The following is a 21077-nucleotide window of genomic DNA, read 5'->3' as shown; positions in this document are numbered from 1 at the left end:
GGCTCGGAATGTTGGCATCATGCCTGATGGCGCTACGCTTATCAGGCCTTGTATTATCCCTTCAGTGCAGGGAGAACCGGCCAGTTCTCTCTGCCATGCGGTCCGCATGCCGTATCAGGCCTCAGGCTAATAACCTGTGACGTAGATTTATGCAGCGGACCGCCGTTCTCCACAAGTGACAAACCGGACAGTATCATGGACCGGTTTTCCCGGTAATCCGCATTCACAAGGCTGGTCTCACTATGGAACAGGAACTTCATTTTATCGGTATCGATGTCTCTAAAGCTAAGCTGGATGTCGATGTGTTGCGGCCTGATGGCCGTCACCGCAGCAAAAAATTTGCCAACACCCCGAAGGGCCACGACGAACTTCTCCGCTGGCTCAGCGGTCATCGCGTGGCACCGGCACATATCTGCATGGAAGCCACCAGTACGTATATGGAAGACGTTGCCGCTCATCTCAGTGATGCCGGTTACACCGTCTCCGTCATCAACCCCGCCCTGGGTAAAGCCTTTGCACAGAGTGAAGGTCTGCGCAGCAAAACCGATGCAGTGGATGCCCGTATGCTGGCAGAGTTCTGTCGTCAGAAGCGCCCTCCGGCGTGGGAAGCCCCGCATCCGGTTGAACGGGCCCTGCGGGCTCTGGTGCTGCGCCATCAGTCGCTGACGGACATGCACACGCAGGAGCTGAACCGCCTGGAGACAGCGCGTGAGGTGCAGCGTCCGAGTATAGACGCCCATCTGCTGTGGCTTCATGCCGAACTTAAGCGCATCGAAAAGCAGATAAAGGACCTGACGGATGATGACCCGGATATGAAGCACCGCAGGAAGCTGCTGGAAAGTATCCCGGGCATCGGGGAGAAAACGTCCGCGGTATTACTGGCTTATACCGGTCTGAAGGAGCGCTTCACCCATGCCAGGCAGTTCGCCGCTTTTGCGGGTCTGACGCCGCGGCGGTATGAATCAGGCAGCAGTGTGAACAGGGCCAGCCGGATGAGTAAAGCCGGACATGCGTCGCTTCGCAGGGCGCTGTATATGCCTGCGATGGTGGCGGTAAGTAAAACGGAATGGGGAAGAGCGTTCCGTGACCGTCTGGCAGGGAACGGTAAAAAAGGGAAAGTGATAATCGGTGCGATGATGCGCAAGCTGGCGCAGGTGGCGTACGGTGTTCTGAAGTCAGGCGTGCCGTTCGATGCGTCCCGGCATAATCCGGTAGCAGCGTAAAATATGGTGGAAGGGATGAAAAAACAGCGCCTGACGGCGCTGTGACTGGTATGCCTGCAATCCGGTAAGGCGGAAAATAAAAAAGCTTGCAGGCGATAACAGTATCTACAAATCTCCCGCCAGGCCGGATAAGACGTTTACGTTGCCATCCGGCAATGGGCATCGGAATGCCTGATGGCGCTTCGCTTATCAGGCCTACAAAATCTTCCACCAGGCCGGATAAGACGTTTACGTCGCCATTGGGCATGCCGCGCCACTGAACCTTCTTCCAGTATAAGGGTTTAAATGTAAGAAAGAGACAGGGCGCTCAATGAGCGCCCTGTGAGTTGTAAGGAAACGTGACTCCGGTCTGACTGGTCAGTCGGCGTCATAGCCCAGATTTGGCGCCAGCCAGCGCTCCACTTCCGTTACGCTCATTCCTTTACGGAAGGCGTAATCTTCCACCTGGTCGCGCTGAATTTGCGCCACCGCGAAGTACTTGCTGTCAGGATGGCTGAAATACCAGCCGGAAACCGAGGCGCCCGGCCACATGGCGAAGGACTCGGTAAGCTTCATGCCGGTATGCTTTTCGACGTCCAGCAGCTGCCAGATAGTGCCTTTCTCGGTGTGTTCCGGGCAGGCCGGATAGCCCGGCGCGGGACGAATCCCTTGGTAGTTCTCGCGAATAAGTTCTTCATTGCTGAGGTTTTCATTCGGCGCATAGCCCCAGTACACCTTACGCACGCGCTCGTGCAGGTACTCGGCGAACGCTTCCGCCAGCCGGTCGGCGATCGCTTTCACCATGATTTTGTTGTAATCGTCGCGCTGCGCTGCAAACGCCTCCGCCAGCGCGTCCTCCTCCAGCCCGCCGGTCACCGCAAAGGCGCCGATGTAGTCTGCTTTGCCGGACAGCTTCGGCGCGACGAAATCCGCCAGGCAGTAGTTGGCGAAGCCCACTTTTTCCGTCTGCTGGCGCAGATGATGGCTGACGGTCAGCACGTGAGTCCGGGTTTCATCGCGGTAAATTTCGATGTCATCGCCGATGCGGTTCGCCGGGAACAGGCCGACCACGCCGCGTGGATTGAGCGCTTTCTCTACGCTGAGTTTATCCAGCATCTCGTTGGCGTCCTGGAACAGGCGTCTGGCCTCCTCGCCCACCACCTCATCTTCAAGGATGCGCGGGTATTTCCCCGCCAGCGACCAGGTCATAAAGAACGGCGTCCAGTCGATGTAATTACGCAGCGTTTCAATGCTGGCTTCCACCTCCTGTACGCCCAGACGGTGCGCTACCGGCGGCGTGTAGCTCGCCCAGTCGAAGGCCAGATCGTTGTCACGGGCGGCGGCCAAGGTCACGGGCGGCGTACGCGGTTTTTTACGCCCGTGCTGGATGCGGACGGTTTCGTACTCTTTACGGGTACGGGCGACAAACTCATCGCGCTGGGTCGCGGACAGCAGCGCCGCCACCACTCCCACCGTGCGCGAGGCATTCTGCACGTAAACCGTCGGGCCGCTGTAGTTCTGCTCGATCTTCACCGCCGTATGCGCTTTTGAGGTGGTCGCGCCGCCAATCAGCAGCGGAATGGTAAAGCCCTGGCGCTCCATCTCTTTCGCCACGTTCACCATCTCGTCCAGCGACGGGGTGATCAGCCCGGAAAGGCCAATCAGATCCGCATTCACCTCTTTCGCGGTTTTGAGGATTTTTTCCGCTGGCACCATCACGCCAAGATCGACGATTTCATAGTTATTACACTGCAACACCACGCCGACGATATTTTTGCCGATGTCGTGTACGTCGCCCTTCACCGTGGCGATGACCATCTTGCCGTTGCTGGTCCCCTGCTCTTTGCTGGCTTCGATAAACGGCTCCAGGTACGCCACCGCCTGCTTCATCACGCGGGCGGATTTGACCACCTGCGGCAGGAACATTTTCCCTTCGCCAAACAGGTCGCCGACCACGTTCATACCGTCCATCAGCGGCCCTTCAATCACCTCAATCGGGCGAGCGGCCTGCTGACGCGCCTCTTCGGTGTCCTGCTCAATAAACTCGGTGATGCCTTTGACCAGCGAGTATTCAAGACGTTTTTTCACCTCCCAGCTGCGCCACTCCGCCTGCTGCGCGTTGGCGGTATCATCCGCCTTGCTGCCGCGATATTTCTCCGCCAGCGCCAGCAGACGCTCGGTGCCGTCATCGCGGCGGTTGAGGATGACATCCTCCACCGCGTCGCGCAGTTCCGCAGGCAGATCGTCATAAATCGCCAGCTGTCCGGCGTTCACGATCCCCATATCCATGCCGTTACGGATGGCGTAGTAGAGGAACACCGCGTGGATGGCCTCACGCACCGGATCGTTGCCGCGGAACGAGAACGAGACGTTGGAGACGCCGCCGGAGATCAATGCGTGCGGCAGCTCGCGTTTAATGTCTTCACAGGCGCCGATAAAGTCCTGCGCGTAGTTGTTGTGCTCGTCGATCCCGGTCGCAACGGCAAAAATATTCGGGTCAAAGATGATATCTTCCGGCGGGAAGCCCACCTCTTCGGTGAGAATTTTATAAGCACGGCGGCAAATTTCGATTTTACGCGCCCGGGTGTCGGCCTGGCCCTGCTCGTCAAAGGCCATCACCACCACCGCCGCCCCGTAGCGGCGCAGCAGCTTCGCGTGATGGATAAAGGTTTCAACGCCCTCTTTCATCGAGATGGAGTTGACGATGCCTTTGCCCTGAATGCACTTCAGCCCTTTTTCAATGACTTCCCATTTAGAGGAGTCGATCATGATCGGCACGCGGGCGATGTCCGGCTCTCCGGCGATCAGGTTGAGGAAACGCACCATCGCCGCTTCGGCATCCAGCATCCCATCATCCATGTTGATATCGATAATCTGCGCGCCGCTCTCCACCTGCTGGCGGGCGACGTCCAGCGCTTCGCTGTATTTTTCTTCTTTAATCAGCCGCTTAAATTTCGCCGAACCGGTAACGTTGGTGCGCTCGCCGACGTTAACGAACAGGCTGTCTTCACCAATGTTGAGCGGTTCGAGACCGGAGAGACGGCAGGCGATCTCGATTTCCGGCAGTTTACGCGGCGGTAAGCCTTCTACCGCGCGGCTCATGGCGGCAATATGCTCTGGCGTGGTGCCGCAGCAGCCGCCGACGATGTTCAGGAAGCCCGCCTGCGCCCATTCGCGGATTTGCTTCGCCATCGTATCGGCATCGAGATCGTATTCGCCGAAGGCGTTAGGCAGTCCGGCGTTAGGGTGGGCGGTAACGTAGCACTCCGCGATGCGGGAAAGTTCCTGCACATACTGGCGCAGTTCATCCGGCCCCAGCGCGCAGTTAAGACCGAAGGTGAGCGCTTCGGCGTGGCGCAGCGAGTTGTAAAACGCTTCGGTTGTCTGCCCGGAAAGCGTGCGGCCGGAGGCGTCGGTGATGGTGCCGGAGATCATGATCGGCAATTCCACGCCCAGCGCGTCAAACTCTTCTTTCACGGCGAAAACCGCCGCTTTGGCGTTCAGCGTATCGAAAACGGTTTCAATCAGAATCAGGTCCGCTCCGCCCTCCACCAGCGCTCTGGTCGACTCACGGTAGGCGGCCACCAGCCGATCGAAAGAGATATTGCGGAATGCCGGGTCGTTCACATCCGGCGAAATGGAGGCCGTACGGTTAGTGGGGCCGAGGACGCCCGCCACATAGCGCGGTTTTTCCGGCGTGCGCGCCGTCCACTCATCGGCGCAGGCGCGCGCCAGCTTCGCGGCGGCAAGGTTGATTTCCGCCGACAGCGATTCCATCTGGTAATCCGCCATCGCAATGGTGGTGGAGTTGAAGGTGTTGGTTTCGATAATATCCGCGCCCGCTGCAAAGTAAGCGTTATGGATAGCGCTGATCACGTCCGGCTTGCTGAGCACCAGCAGATCGTTGTTGCCCTTCAGATCGCACGGCCAGTCGGCGAAGCGCTCGCCGCGGAAATCGGCTTCACTCAGACGATAGCTCTGGATCATGGTGCCCATACCGCCGTCCAGCACCAGAATTCGCTCATTTAACTGCGCACGCAGTTGTTCAACTTTGCTGCTCACACTTGCTCCCGACAACGCTCAACCAGACCGAAAAAAACTTAACAGGTCATACTGGCACAAACCGGAGAGGTGGAAAAGAGAACAACGGGCAACATGAGACATGTTCAGCTTCACTCATCCGATCAGTACAAGTTTTCTTGCATTATAATTGAATAAAACGAAAATGATTTCCACGATACAGAAAAGGAGTCTGCCATGGTTGCCACCGTTCCCGCAAAACGCGGTAGAAAACCCGCCGCGACAACCGCCCCCGCCGCCGGACAGGTTCAGTCGCTCACCCGCGGCCTGAAGCTGCTGGAGTGGATAGCGGAATCCAACGGCAGCGTGGCGTTAACTGAACTGGCGCAGCAGGCAGGCCTGCCGAACTCCACCACCCATCGCCTGCTGACCACCATGCAGCAGCAGGGTTTTGTCCGTCAGGTTGGCGAACTGGGTCACTGGGCGATTGGCGCGCACGCGTTTATCGTCGGCAGCAGCTTTTTGCAGAGCCGCAACCTGCTGGCGATTGTCCATCCGATTCTGCGCCGCCTGATGGAGGACTCCGGCGAAACGGTAAATCTGGCGGTACTGGACCAGAGCGATCACCAGGCGATTATCATCGACCAGGTGCAGTGCACTCAGCTGATGCGCATGTCAGCGCCCATCGGCGGCAAGCTGCCGATGCATGCCTCCGGCGCGGGCAAAGCGTTTCTCTCCCAGTTGAGCGAGGAGCAGGTGACCAGCCTGCTGCACCGGAAAGGGTTACATGCTTACACTCACGCCACGCTGGTTTCGCCCGTCCACCTGAAGGACGATCTCGCCCAGACCCGTAAGCGCGGCTATTCGTTTGACGATGAAGAACACGCGCTGGGCCTGCGCTGCGTGGCGTCGTGCATTTATGATGAGCACCGCGAACCGTTTGCCGCCATTTCGATTTCCGGCCCGATTTCGCGCATCACCGACGACCGTGTGACTGAGTTTGGCGCAATGGTGATCAAGGCGGCGAAGGAAGTGACGCTGGCGTATGGCGGGATTCGTTAAACACCGGATGAATGTCGGAGCGCGGCAAGCAATGCCCGGCGAGTGCGCTGCGAAACCGGGGTCTGCCGTGCAAGCTCGCGCGTGCTGACGCCGATTTGGGTCACGCATTTCAGGAAGGTAGGATAGTCGTCGCAGGCAATGGAATACTCGATTCCGCGGGTCCGTGTGTCAACGGAGCCGTAACTAACCTCAATATCCGCCTGTTTACACACTTCAACCCAATAAGCCTGTAACCATGCCTTACTGCACTGTGCGGTTGCTTTCTTCGCCGCTCGTTCAAGGGGAGATAGCGTCTTCTGCGTGGAGGCGTAAAACTCCAGCTGGTAGTAGTAATCCGGGATGCTGGGGTAATTCCTTTCCAGCCAGGGATCGTCAATGGGGGCCCCGTATTCATCCAGTTCGTAGCCGGTAAAATCCAGCTCGCCGCAGTAGTAACGACACATTTTAAGCGACAGCCCCGGCAGCTCGCCAAGCAGCCATTCGCCTTCATCAGACGCATTTTGTTGCCTGAAAAGCGCTTCTGCCTGGCCTGCCGTCGGCAGTAACGAGGCTGGAGCAAACTCAACCAGCGGATTAATCGCATTACGAAAAAAGAACATATTCATCATCCCTGAATAAAAATTATCCGGGAACTATACCATAACGCACGCTAAACCGCTGACGTCGCCGATAGGCGTAGACATCCTCCACATGCCCTTCCCGGATGCGCGTCTGTAACGCCCGCCAGTAATCGGCGCGGAACAGATCGGCATGCATCTCTTCGAACAGCGGCCCGATGCGCGGATCGGCGCACAGCCAGTGGCGAAACTCCTCCGGAAACACATCTCCCGGCGATACGCTGTACCAGGGCTCGGCGCTCATCTCATCTTCCGGATAACGCGCCTGCGGAATATCGCGGAAGTTTACCTCCGTCATGTAGCAAATCTCATCGTAGTCGTAAAACACCACGCGGCCATGACGGGTGACGCCAAAGTTTTTAAACAGCATATCGCCGGGAAAAATATTGGCGGCGGCAAGCTGGCGGATCGCATTGCCGTACTCCTCAATGGCGTCGCGCAGTTGCTGGCCTTCCACCTGCTCCAGCCAGATATTGAGCGGCACCATCCGGCGCTCAATATAGAGATGGCGGATGATAATCTGCTCTCCGAGATCGGTGATTTTTTCCGGTACTTCCTCATACAGCAGCGCCAGCAGTGCAGGATCGATCTGCCGTTTATTCAGGACAAAATTCTCAAACTCCTGGGTATCCGCCATGCGCCCTACGCGATCGTGCTCCTTCACCAGCTGATAGCAGGCGCGCACGTGAGCGGCGGACATTTCCTTTTGCGGCGCGAACTTATCTTTAATGATTTTAAACACCCGATCGAACCCCGGCAGGGTAAATACCAGCATCACCATGCCGCGAATGCCTGGCGCTTCAATAAACTGTTCATCGCAGCTTTCCAGATAGCGCAAATATTCACGATAGCTCTCGGTCTTGGCATGTTTCTGGCAGCCAATCGCCATATACAGCTCGGCGGTGGTTTTCCCCGGCAGGATCTCACGCAGCCACTCCACCAGCGCGGCAGGCAACGGCGCGTACACCATAAAATAGGAGCGGGCAAAGCCGAACACGATACTGGCCTCCGCGGTGGTGGTCAGGCAGGCATCAATAAACAGCTCGCCCTCATCGGTACGATGAACGGGCAGCAGGAACGGCAGCGTTCCCGCTGACGTAATAAGCTTACCGACCAGCCAGGCCGCCTTGTTGCGGTAAAACAGCTCATTCGCCACCTGCAAATGGCTGCGGGATAACGCATCCGCGCCGAAAGATTCCGTCAGATGCTGAATGATGTGGCTAATATCACGGCTTTTGTTTTGCCACGGCAGACGCAGCGGCAGATCGCTGAGCACGCGCATCAGCAATGATTCCCAGCCGCGATCGGGGAAGAAATCTTTTGCCAGCGGTCGTGGAATGGTGCGAAAGCGGCGTTCCGGCTGGGAACTGAAGATAAAAAGCCGCTCGGGCGTCAGCGAGCGGTGGTCAAACAGCCGACAGTAGACGGAGTTAAAAAAACTCTCCGCAATCTCGAAGCGCGGATAGTCCGGCAACAGCCGGGTATAGTGATCCTTCACGCGCAGCAAAAAGCCCGCATCGGTACTCTTGCCGTCGGTGATGCAGCGCAGCTGTTCCACCACCAGACCGACGTGGTGATCGTAGAGATGGATACGCTGTTTCATCGCCTGCTGTACCGCATGCCAGTCGGCCTGTTCAAAACGCTGCTGTGCGCCGGAGGTGACTTCCAGAAACCGGCCATACTGAGCGTCGAAGCCTTGCAGAATGGTTTGTGCAATCAGTAATTCGAGGCCACGCGACATTGTTTCTCCCCATCCTGCACACAATCATGCCGGATGGCGCATCGCTTATCCGGCCTGGGGGTTATCGTAGACCCGGTAAGCGCGCGCCATCGGGCATCAGGTCACTCAGAACTGCGACTCTTCCGTCGACCCTGTCAGTGCGGTCACCGATGAAGCGCCGCCCTGAATAATGGTGGTGACTTTATCGAAGTAACCGGTGCCCACTTCCTGCTGGTGGGAAACGAAGGTATAACCCTCTTTGCCTGCGGCGAATTCCGGCTGCTGCACCTTCTCGACGTAGTGTTTCATCCCCTCGCCCTGCGCATAGGCGTGAGCCAGATCGAACATGTTGAACCACATGCTGTGGATACCGGCCAGGGTAATGAACTGATATTTGTAGCCCATATCCGACAGCTGTTGCTGGAAGCTGGCGATAGTCTTGTCGTCCAGGTTCTTCTGCCAGTTAAACGACGGCGAGCAGTTATAGGCCAGCAGTTTGCCCGGATACTGCGCGTGGATGGCATCGGCAAAGCGCTTCGCCAGCGCCAGATCCGGCGTCGAGGTTTCGCACCACACCAGATCGGCATACGGCGCATAGGCCAGACCGCGGCTGATCGCCTGCTCAATGCCGGCACGGGTGCGGAAAAACCCTTCGCTGGTGCGCTCGCCGGTCACAAATTCGCTGTCATACGGGTCGCAGTCGGAGGTAATCAGGTCCGCCGCGTCGGCGTCGGTACGGGCAATCACCAGCGTTGGCACCCCCATCACATCCGCCGCCAGACGCGCGGCGACCAGCTTCTGGATCGCCTCCTGGTTCGGCACCAGCACCTTACCGCCCATGTGGCCGCATTTCTTCACCGACGCCAGCTGATCTTCAAAGTGAACGGCCGCTGCACCGGCTTCAATCATCGCTTTCATCAGCTCAAAGGCGTTTAACACGCCGCCAAAACCGGCTTCCGCATCAGCGACGATCGGCAGGAAGTAATCCACATAGCGCGGATCGTTCGGCTCAATGCCGCTGGACCACTGGATCTGATCGGCGCGACGAAAGGTGTTGTTGATCCGATCCACCACCGCCGGGACAGAGTTCGCCGGGTACAGAGACTGATCCGGATACATGCTGGAGGCCAGGTTGGCGTCCGCCGCCACCTGCCAGCCCGACAGATAAACCGCTTCAATACCGGCTTTCGCCTGCTGTAACGCCTGTCCTCCGGTCAGCGCGCCGAGGCTGTTGATGTAGCCTTTTTTCGCCTCGCCGTGCAGCAGACGCCACATTTTGGCGGCGCCAAGCTGCGCCAGCGTGCATTCCGGATTCACCGAACCGCGTAATTTCACCACTTCCTCTGCGCTGTAAGGGCGACGAATGCCTTCCCAGCGCGGCTGTGTCCACTCTTTTTGTAATTCTTCGATTTGTTGGCTACGGGTCTTCATGTGCAGATGCTCCATATTATTTTTACATCGTCTTTCGTGCCGCAGTTGCGTTGACTGCAACGCGAAATCCATAGGGTAAACTGTGGGTGAATTACGCCAGCAGGCGGTAGCCCGGCAGCGTCAGGAAATCGATTAAGTCATCTGAAGTGGTGATCTGTTCCATCAGGCGCGCAGCGTCATCGAAACGGCCGCTGCTGTAGCGGTGCTCGCCCAGTTCGTCCTGGATCACCCGCATCTCTTCGGCCAACATTTGACGGAACAGGGCTTTGGTTACCGGTTTGCCGTTGCTGAGTGTTTTCTCATGGTGGATCCACTGCCAGATAGAGGTGCGGGAAATTTCCGCGGTCGCCGCATCTTCCATCAGGCCATAAATCGGTACACAGCCGTTACCGGAGATCCATGCTTCGATGTACTGCACCGCAACGCGAATATTGGCGCGCATTCCCTCTTCGGTACGCTCACCTTCACACGGCGCCAGCAGTTGCTCTGCGGCGATCGGCGCGTCCTCCTCGCGGGTGACGAAAAGCTGGTTTTTGTTCTCGCCCAGCGCCTCGTTAAACACCGCCATCGCGGTATCCGCCAGCCCCGGATGGGCAATCCAGGTGCCATCGTGACCGTTGTTGGCCTCCAGCGCTTTATCCGCTTTTACTTTGGCGAGCACCTGATTATTTCGCTCGGCATCTTTGCTTGGAATAAACGCCGCCATGCCGCCCATCGCGAATGCGCCGCGCTTGTGGCAGGTCTTAATCAGCAGGCGCGAATAGGCGCTGAGGAACGGCTTATCCATTGTCACCACCTGACGGTCAGGCAGGACGCGGTCCGGATGATTTTTCAATGTTTTGATATAGCTAAAGATGTAGTCCCAACGACCGCAGTTCAGCCCCACGATGTGGTCGCGCAGGGCGTGGAGTATTTCATCCATCTGGAAGACGGCGGGCAGAGTTTCAATCAGCAGGGTCGCTTTGATTGTGCCGCGCGGCAGACTGAAGCGATCTTCGGCATAGCTGAACACTTCGCTCCACCAGGCCGCTTCCTGCCAGGCCTGGGTTTTCGGCAGATAGAAATAAGGGCCGCTACCTTTGGCCAGCAGCGCTTTGTGATTGTGAAAGAAATAGAGCGCAAAATCGAACAGGCTGCCCGGGATCGCCTCACCGCGCCAGGTGACATGTTTTTCCGGCAGATGCAGGCCGCGCACGCGACAAATCAGCAGCGCCGGATCTGGCTTAAGCTGGTAAATCTTACCGGCTTCGTTGGTGTAACTGATGGTGCCATTCACCGCATCGCGCAGGTTGATATGTCCGTCGATCACTTTGCTCCATTCCGGCGCCAGTGAGTCTTCAAAATCGGCCATAAATACCTTCACGTTGGCATTCAGGGCGTTGATCACCATCTTGCGCTCCACTGGCCCGGTGATCTCAACGCGACGATCCTGTAAATCTTCTGGAATACCGCGAATCGTCCAGTCACCATTGCGAATGGAAGCAGTTTCCGAAATAAAATCCGGCAGCTTGCCGTTGTCGATATCCTGCTGCTGCTGAATGCGTGCGGCGAGCAGTTTGTTACGCTTAGGCGTAAAACGCGTCACCAGTTCCGTGAGAAACTCCACTGCTTCCGCCGTCAGAATTTGCTTTTCCGCCTCACCGCTGGGCCTGGTAAAGGTCAATTCATCGGTAGTGGTCGCCTGTTGATTCATTCTGTAGCTCCTCGTCATTGATCAAATCACATCCCCAATGCGAACGAAGGATCGTTGTGCGCTTTTCGTTCAGCACAACTAAGACTACTCATTTAAAATGCAAAATCAAAAACAATTTCCATTTTTAATTAAATTATCATTTAACTATTTGATAACATTAAAGATAAATTTTTATTACGTCATGAAGTGGATTTCGGAAATAAAAAAGGCACCCGCAGGTGCCTGTTTCAACATGCTGAAACGCTTTAGGATCGTCAGCGTCAGAAGATTAATCCAGCGTGGGATTCATGTGACGCAGATCGTATGGCGTGATCTGGTAAACGTAATAGTTGAGCCAGTTGGTAAACAGTAAATTACCGTGGCTTCGCCAGGTGGCGCGCGGTTTATTCTGCGGATCGTCTTGCGGGAAATAGTTATAAGGCACGACCGGGTTTAAACCCGCTTCCACATCGCGGAAATATTCGCTGGCAAGCGTATGCGCGTCATATTCCGGATGGCCGGTAACGAAGGCAATACGTTTATCTTTGCTGGCAAACAGGTAGGCGTCGCCGTCTGCAGTTTCCGCGAGGATCTCAAGATCGGTGTAGTCACGGATTAACGCCGCCGGGAAGTCAGCGTAGCGCGAGTGCGGCGCAAGGAATGAATCATCAAATCCGCGGGTCAGCAGGGCATGAGGATGGAGGATGTGATGTTCATAGACGCCGGAAAGTTTATCGGAACGGGTTTGCTTGGGAATGCCGTAGAGGATGTTGAGCGCGGCCTGTACCGCCCAACAGACGAACAGCGTTGAGGTCACGTGATCTTTCGCCCACTCGAGCACCTGCTTGATCTGCGGCCAGTAAGCGACATCATTAAACTCTACCAGTCCCAGCGGCGCGCCGGTGACAATCAGGCCATCAAAGTTCTGATCGCAGATATCTTCAAAGTTACAGTAAAAGTTATTCAGATGCTCTGCCGGCGTGTTACGCGATTCACGGGCATCGATCCGCAGCAGCTGTATATCAACCTGCAAGGGTGAGTTAGAGAGCAGGCGTAAAAACTGATTTTCCGTCTCGATTTTCTTCGGCATCAGGTTGAGGATAAGCACCTTCAGCGGACGAATTTCCTGGCCTGACGCGCGGGACGACGTCATCACAAAGACGTTTTCCTCACGCAAGAAATTGACGGCGGGCAGCTCGTCCTGTACGCGAATCGGCATAACCTGATAACCTCACTACACACGTTTATACGTTTAGACATCCAGATAGCTGAAGATACCGGGAATTCCGCTGAATGTCGAGTCTGCATGTGGAAGGTGAGAAAGTTTCAAGACGGCAAGTGCGTTAGACTATAAAGATAACGAAAAGGAGAAAGTATGGTTATTAGCATTCGCCGTTCACAACGTGATGAAGGGGAAAAGCTGGTCAACATCTGGTGTCGCTCGGTCGATGCCACGCATGATTTTTTGTCAAAAGAGTATCGTGCGGAGCTTGAAGAACTGGTGAGATCGTTTTTACCGGAGGCGCCGTTATGGGTGGCCGTTGATGAACAGGATGAGCCAGTCGCCTTTATGCTGCTGACCGGCGAGCATCTGGATGCACTGTTTGTTGATCCGGATGTTCGCGGCTGTGGTGTGGGAAAGTTATTGATTGAGCACGCGCTGTCGCTGGCACCCGAACTCACAACTAACGTAAACGAGCAGAACCAACAGGCAGTAGGATTTTATAAGAAAATGGGATTTAAAGTAACAGGACGTTCGGAAGTGGACGACCTGGGAAAGCCCTATCCATTGTTGAATTTAGCACATCCGTAGGCCGGATAAGGCGGAGCCGCCAACTGGCATCATGACGTGGACGTGCCTGATGGCGCTACGCTTATCAGGCCTACAACACGGTCCGTTGTTGAATGTGGTGCATCGTAGGCCGGATAAGGCGAAGCCGCCATCCGGCATCATGACGTGGGCGTGCCTGATGGCGCTGCGCCTGTCAGGCCAGCGGCAAAAACGCAAAAAGCCCATCCGTCAGGATGGGCTCTTCACCTTAATTAATGCCTGGCAGTTCCCTACTCTCGCATAGGGAGACCCCACACTACCATCGGCGCTACGGCGTTTCACTTCTGAGTTCGGCATGGGGTCAGGTGGGACCACCGCGCTACGGCCGCCAGGCAGATTCTGTCTGTCTGACGCCGGCAGGCGGCAGACTGTAATCTGTATCAATGCTGAAAATCTTCTCTCAACCGCCAAAACATCTTCGGCGTTGTAAGGTTAAGCCTCACGGTTCATTAGTACCGGTTAGCTCAACGCATCGCTGCGCTTACACACCCGGCCTATCAACGTCGTCGTCTTCAACGTTCCTTCAGGAGACTTAAAGTCTCAGGGAGAACTCATCTCGGGGCAAGTTTCGTGCTTAGATGCTTTCAGCACTTATCTCTTCCGCATTTAGCTACCGGGCAGTGCCATTGGCATGACAACCCGAACACCAGTGATGCGTCCACTCCGGTCCTCTCGTACTAGGAGCAGCCCCCCTCAGTTCTCCAGCGCCCACGGCAGATAGGGACCGAACTGTCTCACGACGTTCTAAACCCAGCTCGCGTACCACTTTAAATGGCGAACAGCCATACCCTTGGGACCTACTTCAGCCCCAGGATGTGATGAGCCGACATCGAGGTGCCAAACACCGCCGTCGATATGAACTCTTGGGCGGTATCAGCCTGTTATCCCCGGAGTACCTTTTATCCGTTGAGCGATGGCCCTTCCATTCAGAACCACCGGATCACTATGACCTGCTTTCGCACCTGCTCGCGCCGTCACGCTCGCAGTCAAGCTGGCTTATGCCATTGCACTAACCTCCTGATGTCCGACCAGGATTAGCCAACCTTCGTGCTCCTCCGTTACTCTTTAGGAGGAGACCGCCCCAGTCAAACTACCCACCAGACACTGTCCGCAACCCCGATAAGGGGCCCACGTTAGAACACCAGCCATTAAAGGGTGGTATTTCAAGGTCGGCTCCATGCAGACTGGCGTCCGCACTTCAAAGCCTCCCACCTATCCTGCACATCAAGGACCAGTGTTCAGTGTCAAGCTATAGTAAAGGTTCACGGGGTCTTTCCGTCTTGCCGCGGGTACACTGCATCTTCACAGCGAGTTCAATTTCACTGAGTCTCGGGTGGAGACAGCCTGGCCATCATTACGCCATTCGTGCAGGTCGGAACTTACCCGACAAGGAATTTCGCTACCTTAGGACCGTTATAGTTACGGCCGCCGTTTACCGGGGCTTCGATCAAGAGCTTCTCCGCGAGGATAACCCCATCAATTAACCTTCCGGCACCGGGCAGGCGTCACACCGTATACGTCCACTTTCGTGTTTGCACAGTGCTGTGTTTTTAATAAACAGTTGCAGCCAGCTGGTATCTTCGACTGGTTTCAGCTCCGTGAGCAAGTCACTTCACCTACGCACCAGCGTGCCTTCTCCCGAAGTTACGGCACCATTTTGCCTAGTTCCTTCACCCGAGTTCTCTCAAGCGCCTTGGTATTCTCTACCTGACCACCTGTGTCGGTTTGGGGTACGATTTGATGTTACCTGATGCTTAGAGGCTTTTCCTGGAAGCAGGGCATTTGTCACTTCAGCACCGTGGTGCCTCGTCATCACGCCTCAGTGTTAAAGTGAACCGGATTTACCTGGAACACACACCTACACGCTTAAACCGGGACAACCGTCGCCCGGCCGACATAGCCTTCTCCGTCCCCCCTTCGCAGTAACACCAAGTACAGGAATATTAACCTGTTTCCCATCGACTACGCCTTTCGGCCTCGCCTTAGGGGTCGACTCACCCTGCCCCGATTAACGTTGGACAGGAACCCTTGGTCTTCCGGCGAGCGGGCTTTTCACCCGCTTTATCGTTACTTATGTCAGCATTCGCACTTCTGATACCTCCAGCATGCCTCACAGCACACCTTCAACGGCTTACAGAACGCTCCCCTACCCAACAACACTTAGTGTCGCTGCCGCAGCTTCGGTGCATGGTTTAGCCCCGTTACATCTTCCGCGCAGGCCGACTCGACCAGTGAGCTATTACGCTTTCTTTAAATGATGGCTGCTTCTAAGCCAACATCCTGGCTGTCTGAGCCTTCCCACATCGTTTCCCACTTAACCATGACTTTGGGACCTTAGCTGGCGGTCTGGGTTGTTTCCCTCTTCACGACGGACGTTAGCACCCGCCGTGTGTCTCCCGTGATAACATTCTCCGGTATTCGCAGTTTGCATCGGGTTGGTAAGCCGGGATGGCCCCCTAGCCGAAACAGTGCTCTACCCCCGGAGATGAATTCACGAGGCGCTACCTAAATAGCTTTCGGGGAGAACCAGCTATCTCCCGGTTTGATTGGCCTTTCACCCCCAGCCACAGGTCATCCGCTAATTTTTCAACATTAGTCGGTTCGGTCCTCCAGTTAGTGTTACCCAACCTTCAACCTGCCCATGGCTAGATCACCGGGTTTCGGGTCTATACCCTGCAACTTAACGCCCAATTAAGACTCGGTTTCCCTCCGGCTCCCCTATTCGGTTAACCTTGCTACAGAATATAAGTCGCTGACCCATTATACAAAAGGTACGCAGTCACCCCATAAAGAGGCTCCCACTGCTTGTACGTACACGGTTTCAGGTTCTTTTTCACTCCCCTCGCCGGGGTTCTTTTCGCCTTTCCCTCACGGTACTGGTTCACTATCGGTCAGTCAGGAGTATTTAGCCTTGGAGGATGGTCCCCCCATATTCAGACAGGATACCACGTGTCCCGCCCTACTCATCGAGCTCACAGCCTGTGCGTTTTCGTGTACGGGACTTTCACCCTGTACCGTGCGACTTTCCAGACGCTTCCACTAACACACAAGCTGATTCAGGCTCTGGGCTCCTCCCCGTTCGCTCGCCGCTACTGGGGGAATCTCGGTTGATTTCTTTTCCTCGGGGTACTTAGATGTTTCAGTTCCCCCGGTTCGCCTCGTTAACCTATGTATTCAGTTAACGATGATGCACCGTGGTGCACCGGGTTTCCCCATTCGGACATCGCCGGGTCAAAGGTTCATATCACCTCGCCGGCGCTTTTCGCAGATTAGCACGTCCTTCATCGCCTCTGACTGCCAGGGCATCCACCGTGTACGCTTGTTCGCTTAACCTCACAACCCGAAGATGTTTCACTTCAGGATTGCGAAATTGAGAGACTCACGAACAACTTGCGTTGTTCTGTGTTTCAATTTTCAGCTTGATCCAGATTTTTAAAGAGCAAATATCTCAAACATCACCCGAAGATGAGTTTTGAGATACGGATGGCAACGCCTTTCACACATTGGCCTGCAAGTGGCGTCCCCTAGGGGATTCGAACCCCTGTTACCGCCGTGAAAGGGCGGTGTCCTAGGCCTCTAGACGAAGGGGACACGAAAATTGCTTATCACGCGCTGCGTGATATTTTCGTGTAGGGTGAGCTTTCATTAATAGAAAGCGAGCGGCCTTATTTCATTCAGCCTCACTCCCAACGCGTAAACGCCTTGCTTCTTTACTTTCATCAGACAATCTGTGTGGACACTACAAAGGCAGGTTCTTTAAGGTAAGGAGGTGATCCAACCGCAGGTTCCCCTACGGTTACCTTGTTACGACTTCACCCCAGTCATGAATCACAAAGTGGTAAGCGCCCTCCCGGAGGTTAAGCTACCTACTTCTTTTGCAACCCACTCCCATGGTGTGACGGGCGGTGTGTACAAGGCCCGGGAACGTATTCACCGTGGCATTCTGATCCACGATTACTAGCGATTCCGACTTCATGGAGTCGAGTTGCAGACTCCAATCCGGACTACGACATACTTTATGAGGTCCGCTTGCTCTCGCGAGGTCGCTTCTCTTTGTATATGCCATTGTAGCACGTGTGTAGCCCTGGTCGTAAGGGCCATGATGACTTGACGTCATCCCCACCTTCCTCCAGTTTATCACTGGCAGTCTCCTTTGAGTTCCCGGCCGGACCGCTGGCAACAAAGGATAAGGGTTGCGCTCGTTGCGGGACTTAACCCAACATTTCACAACACGAGCTGACGACAGCCATGCAGCACCTGTCTCACGGTTCCCGAAGGCACAACCGCATCTCTGCAGTCTTCCGTGGATGTCAAGACCAGGTAAGGTTCTTCGCGTTGCATCGAATTAAACCACATGCTCCACCGCTTGTGCGGGCCCCCGTCAATTCATTTGAGTTTTAACCTTGCGGCCGTACTCCCCAGGCGGTCTACTTAACGCGTTAGCTCCGGAAGCCACGCCTCAGGGGCACAACCTCCAAGTAGACATCGTTTACGGCGTGGACTACCAGGGTATCTAATCCTGTTTGCTCCCCACGCTTTCGCACCTGAGCGTCAGTCTTCGTCCAGGGGGCCGCCTTCGCCACCGGTATTCCTCCAGATCTCTACGCATTTCACCGCTACACCTGGAATTCCACCCCCCTCTACGAGACTCAAGCCTGCCAGTTTCGAATGCAGTTCCCAGGTTGAGCCCGGGGATTTCACATCCGACTTGACAGACCGCCTGCGTGCGCTTTACGCCCAGTAATTCCGATTAACGCTTGCACCCTCCGTATTACCGCGGCTGCTGGCACGGAGTTAGCCGGTGCTTCTTCTGCGGGTAACGTCAATGACTGCGGTTATTAACCACAATCCCTTCCTCCCCGCTGAAAGTACTTTACAACCCGAAGGCCTTCTTCATACACGCGGCATGGCTGCATCAGGCTTGCGCCCATTGTGCAATATTCCCCACTGCTGCCTCCCGTAGGAGTCTGGACCGTGTCTCAGTTCCAGTGTGGCTGGTCATCCTCTCAGACCAGCTAGGGATCGTCGCCTTGGTGAGCCGTTACCTCACCAACAAGCTAATCCCATCTGGGCACATCCGGTGGCAAGAGGCCCGAAGGTCCCCCTCTTTGGTCTTGCGACGTTATGCGGTATTAGCTACCGTTTCCAGTAGTTATCCCCCTCCACCGGGCAGTTTCCCAGACATTACTCACCCGTCCGCCACTCGTCAGCAAAGCAGCAAGCTGCTTCCTGTTACCGTTCGACTTGCATGTGTTAGGCCTGCCGCCAGCGTTCAATCTGAGCCATGATCAAACTCTTCAATTTAAGTTTGATGCTCGTGAATTAAACTTCGTAATGAATTACGTGTTCACTCAGAGACTTGGTATTCATTTTTCGTCCGGGGACGTCAAGAATCCATGTCACTTTGAGTGCCCACACAGATTGTCTGATAAATTGTTAAAGAGCAGTTGCAACGCGGCTTTCAGCTCGCCGTTGCGAGGTGGCGTATATTACGCTTTCCTCTTTCAGAGTCAACCCTGATTTCAGGATTTTTCTCTTCACCGCCACCGGCGTTTTTCTGTGAAGTGATTCACATCCGCCGTGTCGATGGAGGCGCATTATAGGGAGTTCCCGAGCATCCGCAATAGAAAAATTGCAGAAAAATGACTGACTGCTGCATTCCCCAGCAAAACCCCGCCTTATACCTGTTTACTCACAAGCTTATCCACAGAAACAGGGATCAACAGCCGGATCTTTCTGGCCCGTAGCGGATCGTGAAAAGAGAAAAACGCCCCTTAAACAGGCGAGCGAAAAATTCGCGAGCGTTGCGCAAACGTTTTCGTTACAATGCCCGGCAAAATGAAGATGCCCCGTAAGGGGCGTTAGCTAAGTTTTTCGCGAAAGATTCAGCTAACGCTCTCTGTAATAGTCAAATCCAGGGGATTTACCATGCAACAACGTCGTCCAGTCCGCCGCGCTCTGCTCAGTGTTTCTGACAAGGCCGGTATCGTCGAATTCGCCCAGGCACTTTCCGTACGTGGTGTGGAGCTGCTGTCGACAGGGGGCACTGCCCGTCTGTTAGCAGATAAAGGCCTGCCGGTGACTGAAGTTTCCGATTACACCGGTTTCCCGGAAATGATGGATGGACGCGTGAAGACCCTGCATCCGAAAGTTCACGGCGGGATCCTCGGTCGCCGCGGGCAGGATGATGGCATTATGGAACAGCACGGCATCGCGCCTATCGATATGGTTGTCGTGAATCTGTATCCGTTCGCGCAGACCGTTGCCCGTGAAGGCTGCTCGCTGGAAGATGCGGTAGAAAACATTGATATCGGCGGCCCGACGATGGTGCGTTCCGCAGCCAAGAACCATAAAGATGTCGCCATCGTCGTTAAGAGCGGCGACTACGAGGCCATCATTAAAGAGATGGACGCTAACGAAGGCTCCCTGACCCTCGCCACCCGTTTCGATCTCGCCATCAAAGCCTTCGAGCACACCGCCGCCTATGACAGCATGATCGCCAACTATTTCGGCAGCATGGTTCCGGCCTACCACGGCGAAAGCAAAGAAGCCTCCGGCCGCTTCCCGCGCACGCTGAACCTGAACTTCATTAAGAAACAGGATATGCGCTACGGCGAGAACAGCCACCAGCAGGCCGCCTTCTATATAGAAGAAGAGGTAAAAGAAGCGTCCGTCGCCACCGCACAGCAAGTGCAGGGCAAAGCGCTTTCTTATAACAATATTGCCGATACCGATGCCGCGCTGGAGTGCGTAAAAGAGTTCAGCGAACCGGCCTGCGTTATCGTGAAGCACGCCAACCCATGCGGCGTGGCGATCAGCGCCACGATTCTCGACGCCTACGACCGTGCGTATAAAACCGACCCGACCTCCGCCTTCGGCGGCATTATCGCCTTCAACCGCGAGCTGGATGCCGAAACGGCGCAGGCGATTATCTCCCGCCAGTTTGTGGAGGTAATCATCGCCCCGTCCGCCACGGAAGAAGCCTTGAAAATCACTGCCGCCAAGCAGAACGTTCGCGTACTGGTCTGCGGCCAGTGGGCTGAGCGCGTGCCGGGTCTGGATTTCAAACGCGTGAACGGCGGCCTGCTGGTTCAGGATCGCGATCTGGGCATGGTGACTGACGGTGAGCTGCGCGTCGTCAGCAAGCGCCAGCCGACGGAACAGGAGCTGCGTGACGCGCTGTTCTGCTGGAAGGTGGCGAAATTCGTGAAGTCCAACGCCATTGTTTATGCGAAAGAGAATATGACTATCGGCATTGGCGCAGGCCAGATGAGCCGCGTCTATTCGGCGAAAATCGCCGGGATTAAGGCCGGTGATGAAGGTCTGGAAGTCAAAGGCTCCGCGATGGCCTCCGACGCCTTCTTCCCGTTCCGCGACGGTATCGATGCCGCTGCCGCCGTAGGCGTGAGCTGCGTGATCCAGCCTGGCGGTTCTATCCGCGACGATGAAGTCATTGCCGCCGCCGACGAGCACGGTATCGCCATGATCTTCACCGACATGCGCCACTTCCGCCATTAATGGA

At 55.7% G+C, this 21077-nt stretch carries 10 protein-coding genes, 1 tRNA gene and 3 rRNA genes; 4 read left to right on the top strand and 10 right to left on the bottom strand.

Annotated elements, in window-relative coordinates:
• Window positions 1–242 precede the first annotated feature (242 nt).
• Entirely contained in the window at window positions 243–1223 is a 981-nt protein-coding gene (locus K7R23_RS07875) for an IS110-like element ISCro4 family transposase (protein WP_012904434.1), read from the top strand.
• A 357-nt stretch (window positions 1224–1580) separates the two neighbouring features.
• Here the strand turns inward: K7R23_RS07875 and metH are convergent, their stop codons facing one another.
• Window positions 1581–5264 carry a methionine synthase gene (gene metH, locus K7R23_RS07870; RefSeq protein WP_024132961.1) on the bottom strand — a complete coding sequence of 1228 codons (3684 nt, stop codon included), beginning with the start codon at window positions 5262–5264 and terminating at the stop codon, window positions 1581–1583.
• A gap of 195 nt (window positions 5265–5459) precedes the next feature.
• On the opposite strand from metH, the gene iclR reads away from it, so the two are divergent.
• The gene (gene iclR, locus K7R23_RS07865) at window positions 5460–6284 is read left to right on the top strand and encodes a glyoxylate bypass operon transcriptional repressor IclR (RefSeq protein ID WP_012907732.1); all 825 of its coding nucleotides are present in this window, start codon (window positions 5460–5462) and stop codon (window positions 6282–6284) included.
• Here iclR and K7R23_RS07860 read toward each other — a convergent pair.
• From K7R23_RS07860 to metA, 5 genes are all read right to left on the bottom strand, one after another.
• On the bottom strand, window positions 6281–6883 hold the full coding sequence (locus K7R23_RS07860; RefSeq protein ID WP_024132962.1) for a hypothetical protein: 603 nt from the start codon (window positions 6881–6883) through the stop codon (window positions 6281–6283). The two genes, iclR and K7R23_RS07860, sit on opposite strands and share 4 nt — an antisense overlap.
• 22 nt (window positions 6884–6905) lie before the next feature.
• Complete coding sequence (gene aceK, locus K7R23_RS07855; RefSeq protein ID WP_012907734.1) at window positions 6906–8642, bottom strand: bifunctional isocitrate dehydrogenase kinase/phosphatase; 1737 nt, start codon at window positions 8640–8642, stop codon at window positions 6906–6908.
• A gap of 105 nt (window positions 8643–8747) precedes the next feature.
• Complete coding sequence (aceA, locus tag K7R23_RS07850) at window positions 8748–10052, bottom strand: isocitrate lyase (RefSeq protein WP_012907735.1); 1305 nt, start codon at window positions 10050–10052, stop codon at window positions 8748–8750.
• 91 nt (window positions 10053–10143) lie between these two features.
• Window positions 10144–11745, bottom strand: coding sequence for a malate synthase A (aceB, locus tag K7R23_RS07845; RefSeq protein ID WP_012907736.1), 1602 nt, complete (start codon window positions 11743–11745; stop codon window positions 10144–10146).
• Window positions 11746–12013: 268 nt separating this feature from the next.
• Entirely contained in the window at window positions 12014–12943 is a 930-nt protein-coding gene (metA, locus tag K7R23_RS07840) for a homoserine O-acetyltransferase MetA (RefSeq protein ID WP_012907737.1), read from the bottom strand.
• Between the two features lie 156 nt (window positions 12944–13099).
• On the opposite strand from metA, the gene K7R23_RS07835 reads away from it, so the two are divergent.
• A complete protein-coding gene (locus K7R23_RS07835; RefSeq protein WP_012907738.1) occupies window positions 13100–13537 on the top strand; it encodes an acetyltransferase in 438 nt (145 codons plus the stop codon).
• 235 nt (window positions 13538–13772) lie between these two features.
• Here K7R23_RS07835 and rrf read toward each other — a convergent pair.
• The 4 genes from rrf to K7R23_RS07815 form a co-directional block, all read right to left on the bottom strand.
• Window positions 13773–13888: ribosomal RNA gene (rrf, locus tag K7R23_RS07830) — 5S ribosomal RNA — on the bottom strand.
• Between the two features lie 95 nt (window positions 13889–13983).
• Window positions 13984–16888: ribosomal RNA gene (locus K7R23_RS07825) — 23S ribosomal RNA — on the bottom strand.
• Window positions 16889–17070: 182 nt separating this feature from the next.
• Window positions 17071–17146 (bottom strand) — tRNA-Glu (locus tag K7R23_RS07820).
• Window positions 17147–17317: 171 nt separating this feature from the next.
• Window positions 17318–18859, bottom strand: a 16S ribosomal RNA gene (locus K7R23_RS07815).
• Together the 16S, 23S and 5S rRNA genes with 1 tRNA gene alongside form the textbook arrangement of a ribosomal RNA operon.
• 624 nt (window positions 18860–19483) lie before the next feature.
• Between K7R23_RS07815 and purH the strand changes: the two genes are divergently transcribed.
• Complete coding sequence (purH, locus tag K7R23_RS07810; RefSeq protein WP_012907739.1) at window positions 19484–21073, top strand: bifunctional phosphoribosylaminoimidazolecarboxamide formyltransferase/IMP cyclohydrolase; 1590 nt, start codon at window positions 19484–19486, stop codon at window positions 21071–21073.
• The last annotated feature ends 4 nt before the right edge of the window (window positions 21074–21077 follow it).

The sequence above is a fragment of the Citrobacter rodentium NBRC 105723 = DSM 16636 genome, assembly GCF_021278985.1.
Classification (GTDB): Bacteria; Pseudomonadota; Gammaproteobacteria; order Enterobacterales; family Enterobacteriaceae; genus Citrobacter_A; species Citrobacter_A rodentium.
This window is presented reverse-complemented; position numbering and strand designations above follow the sequence as displayed.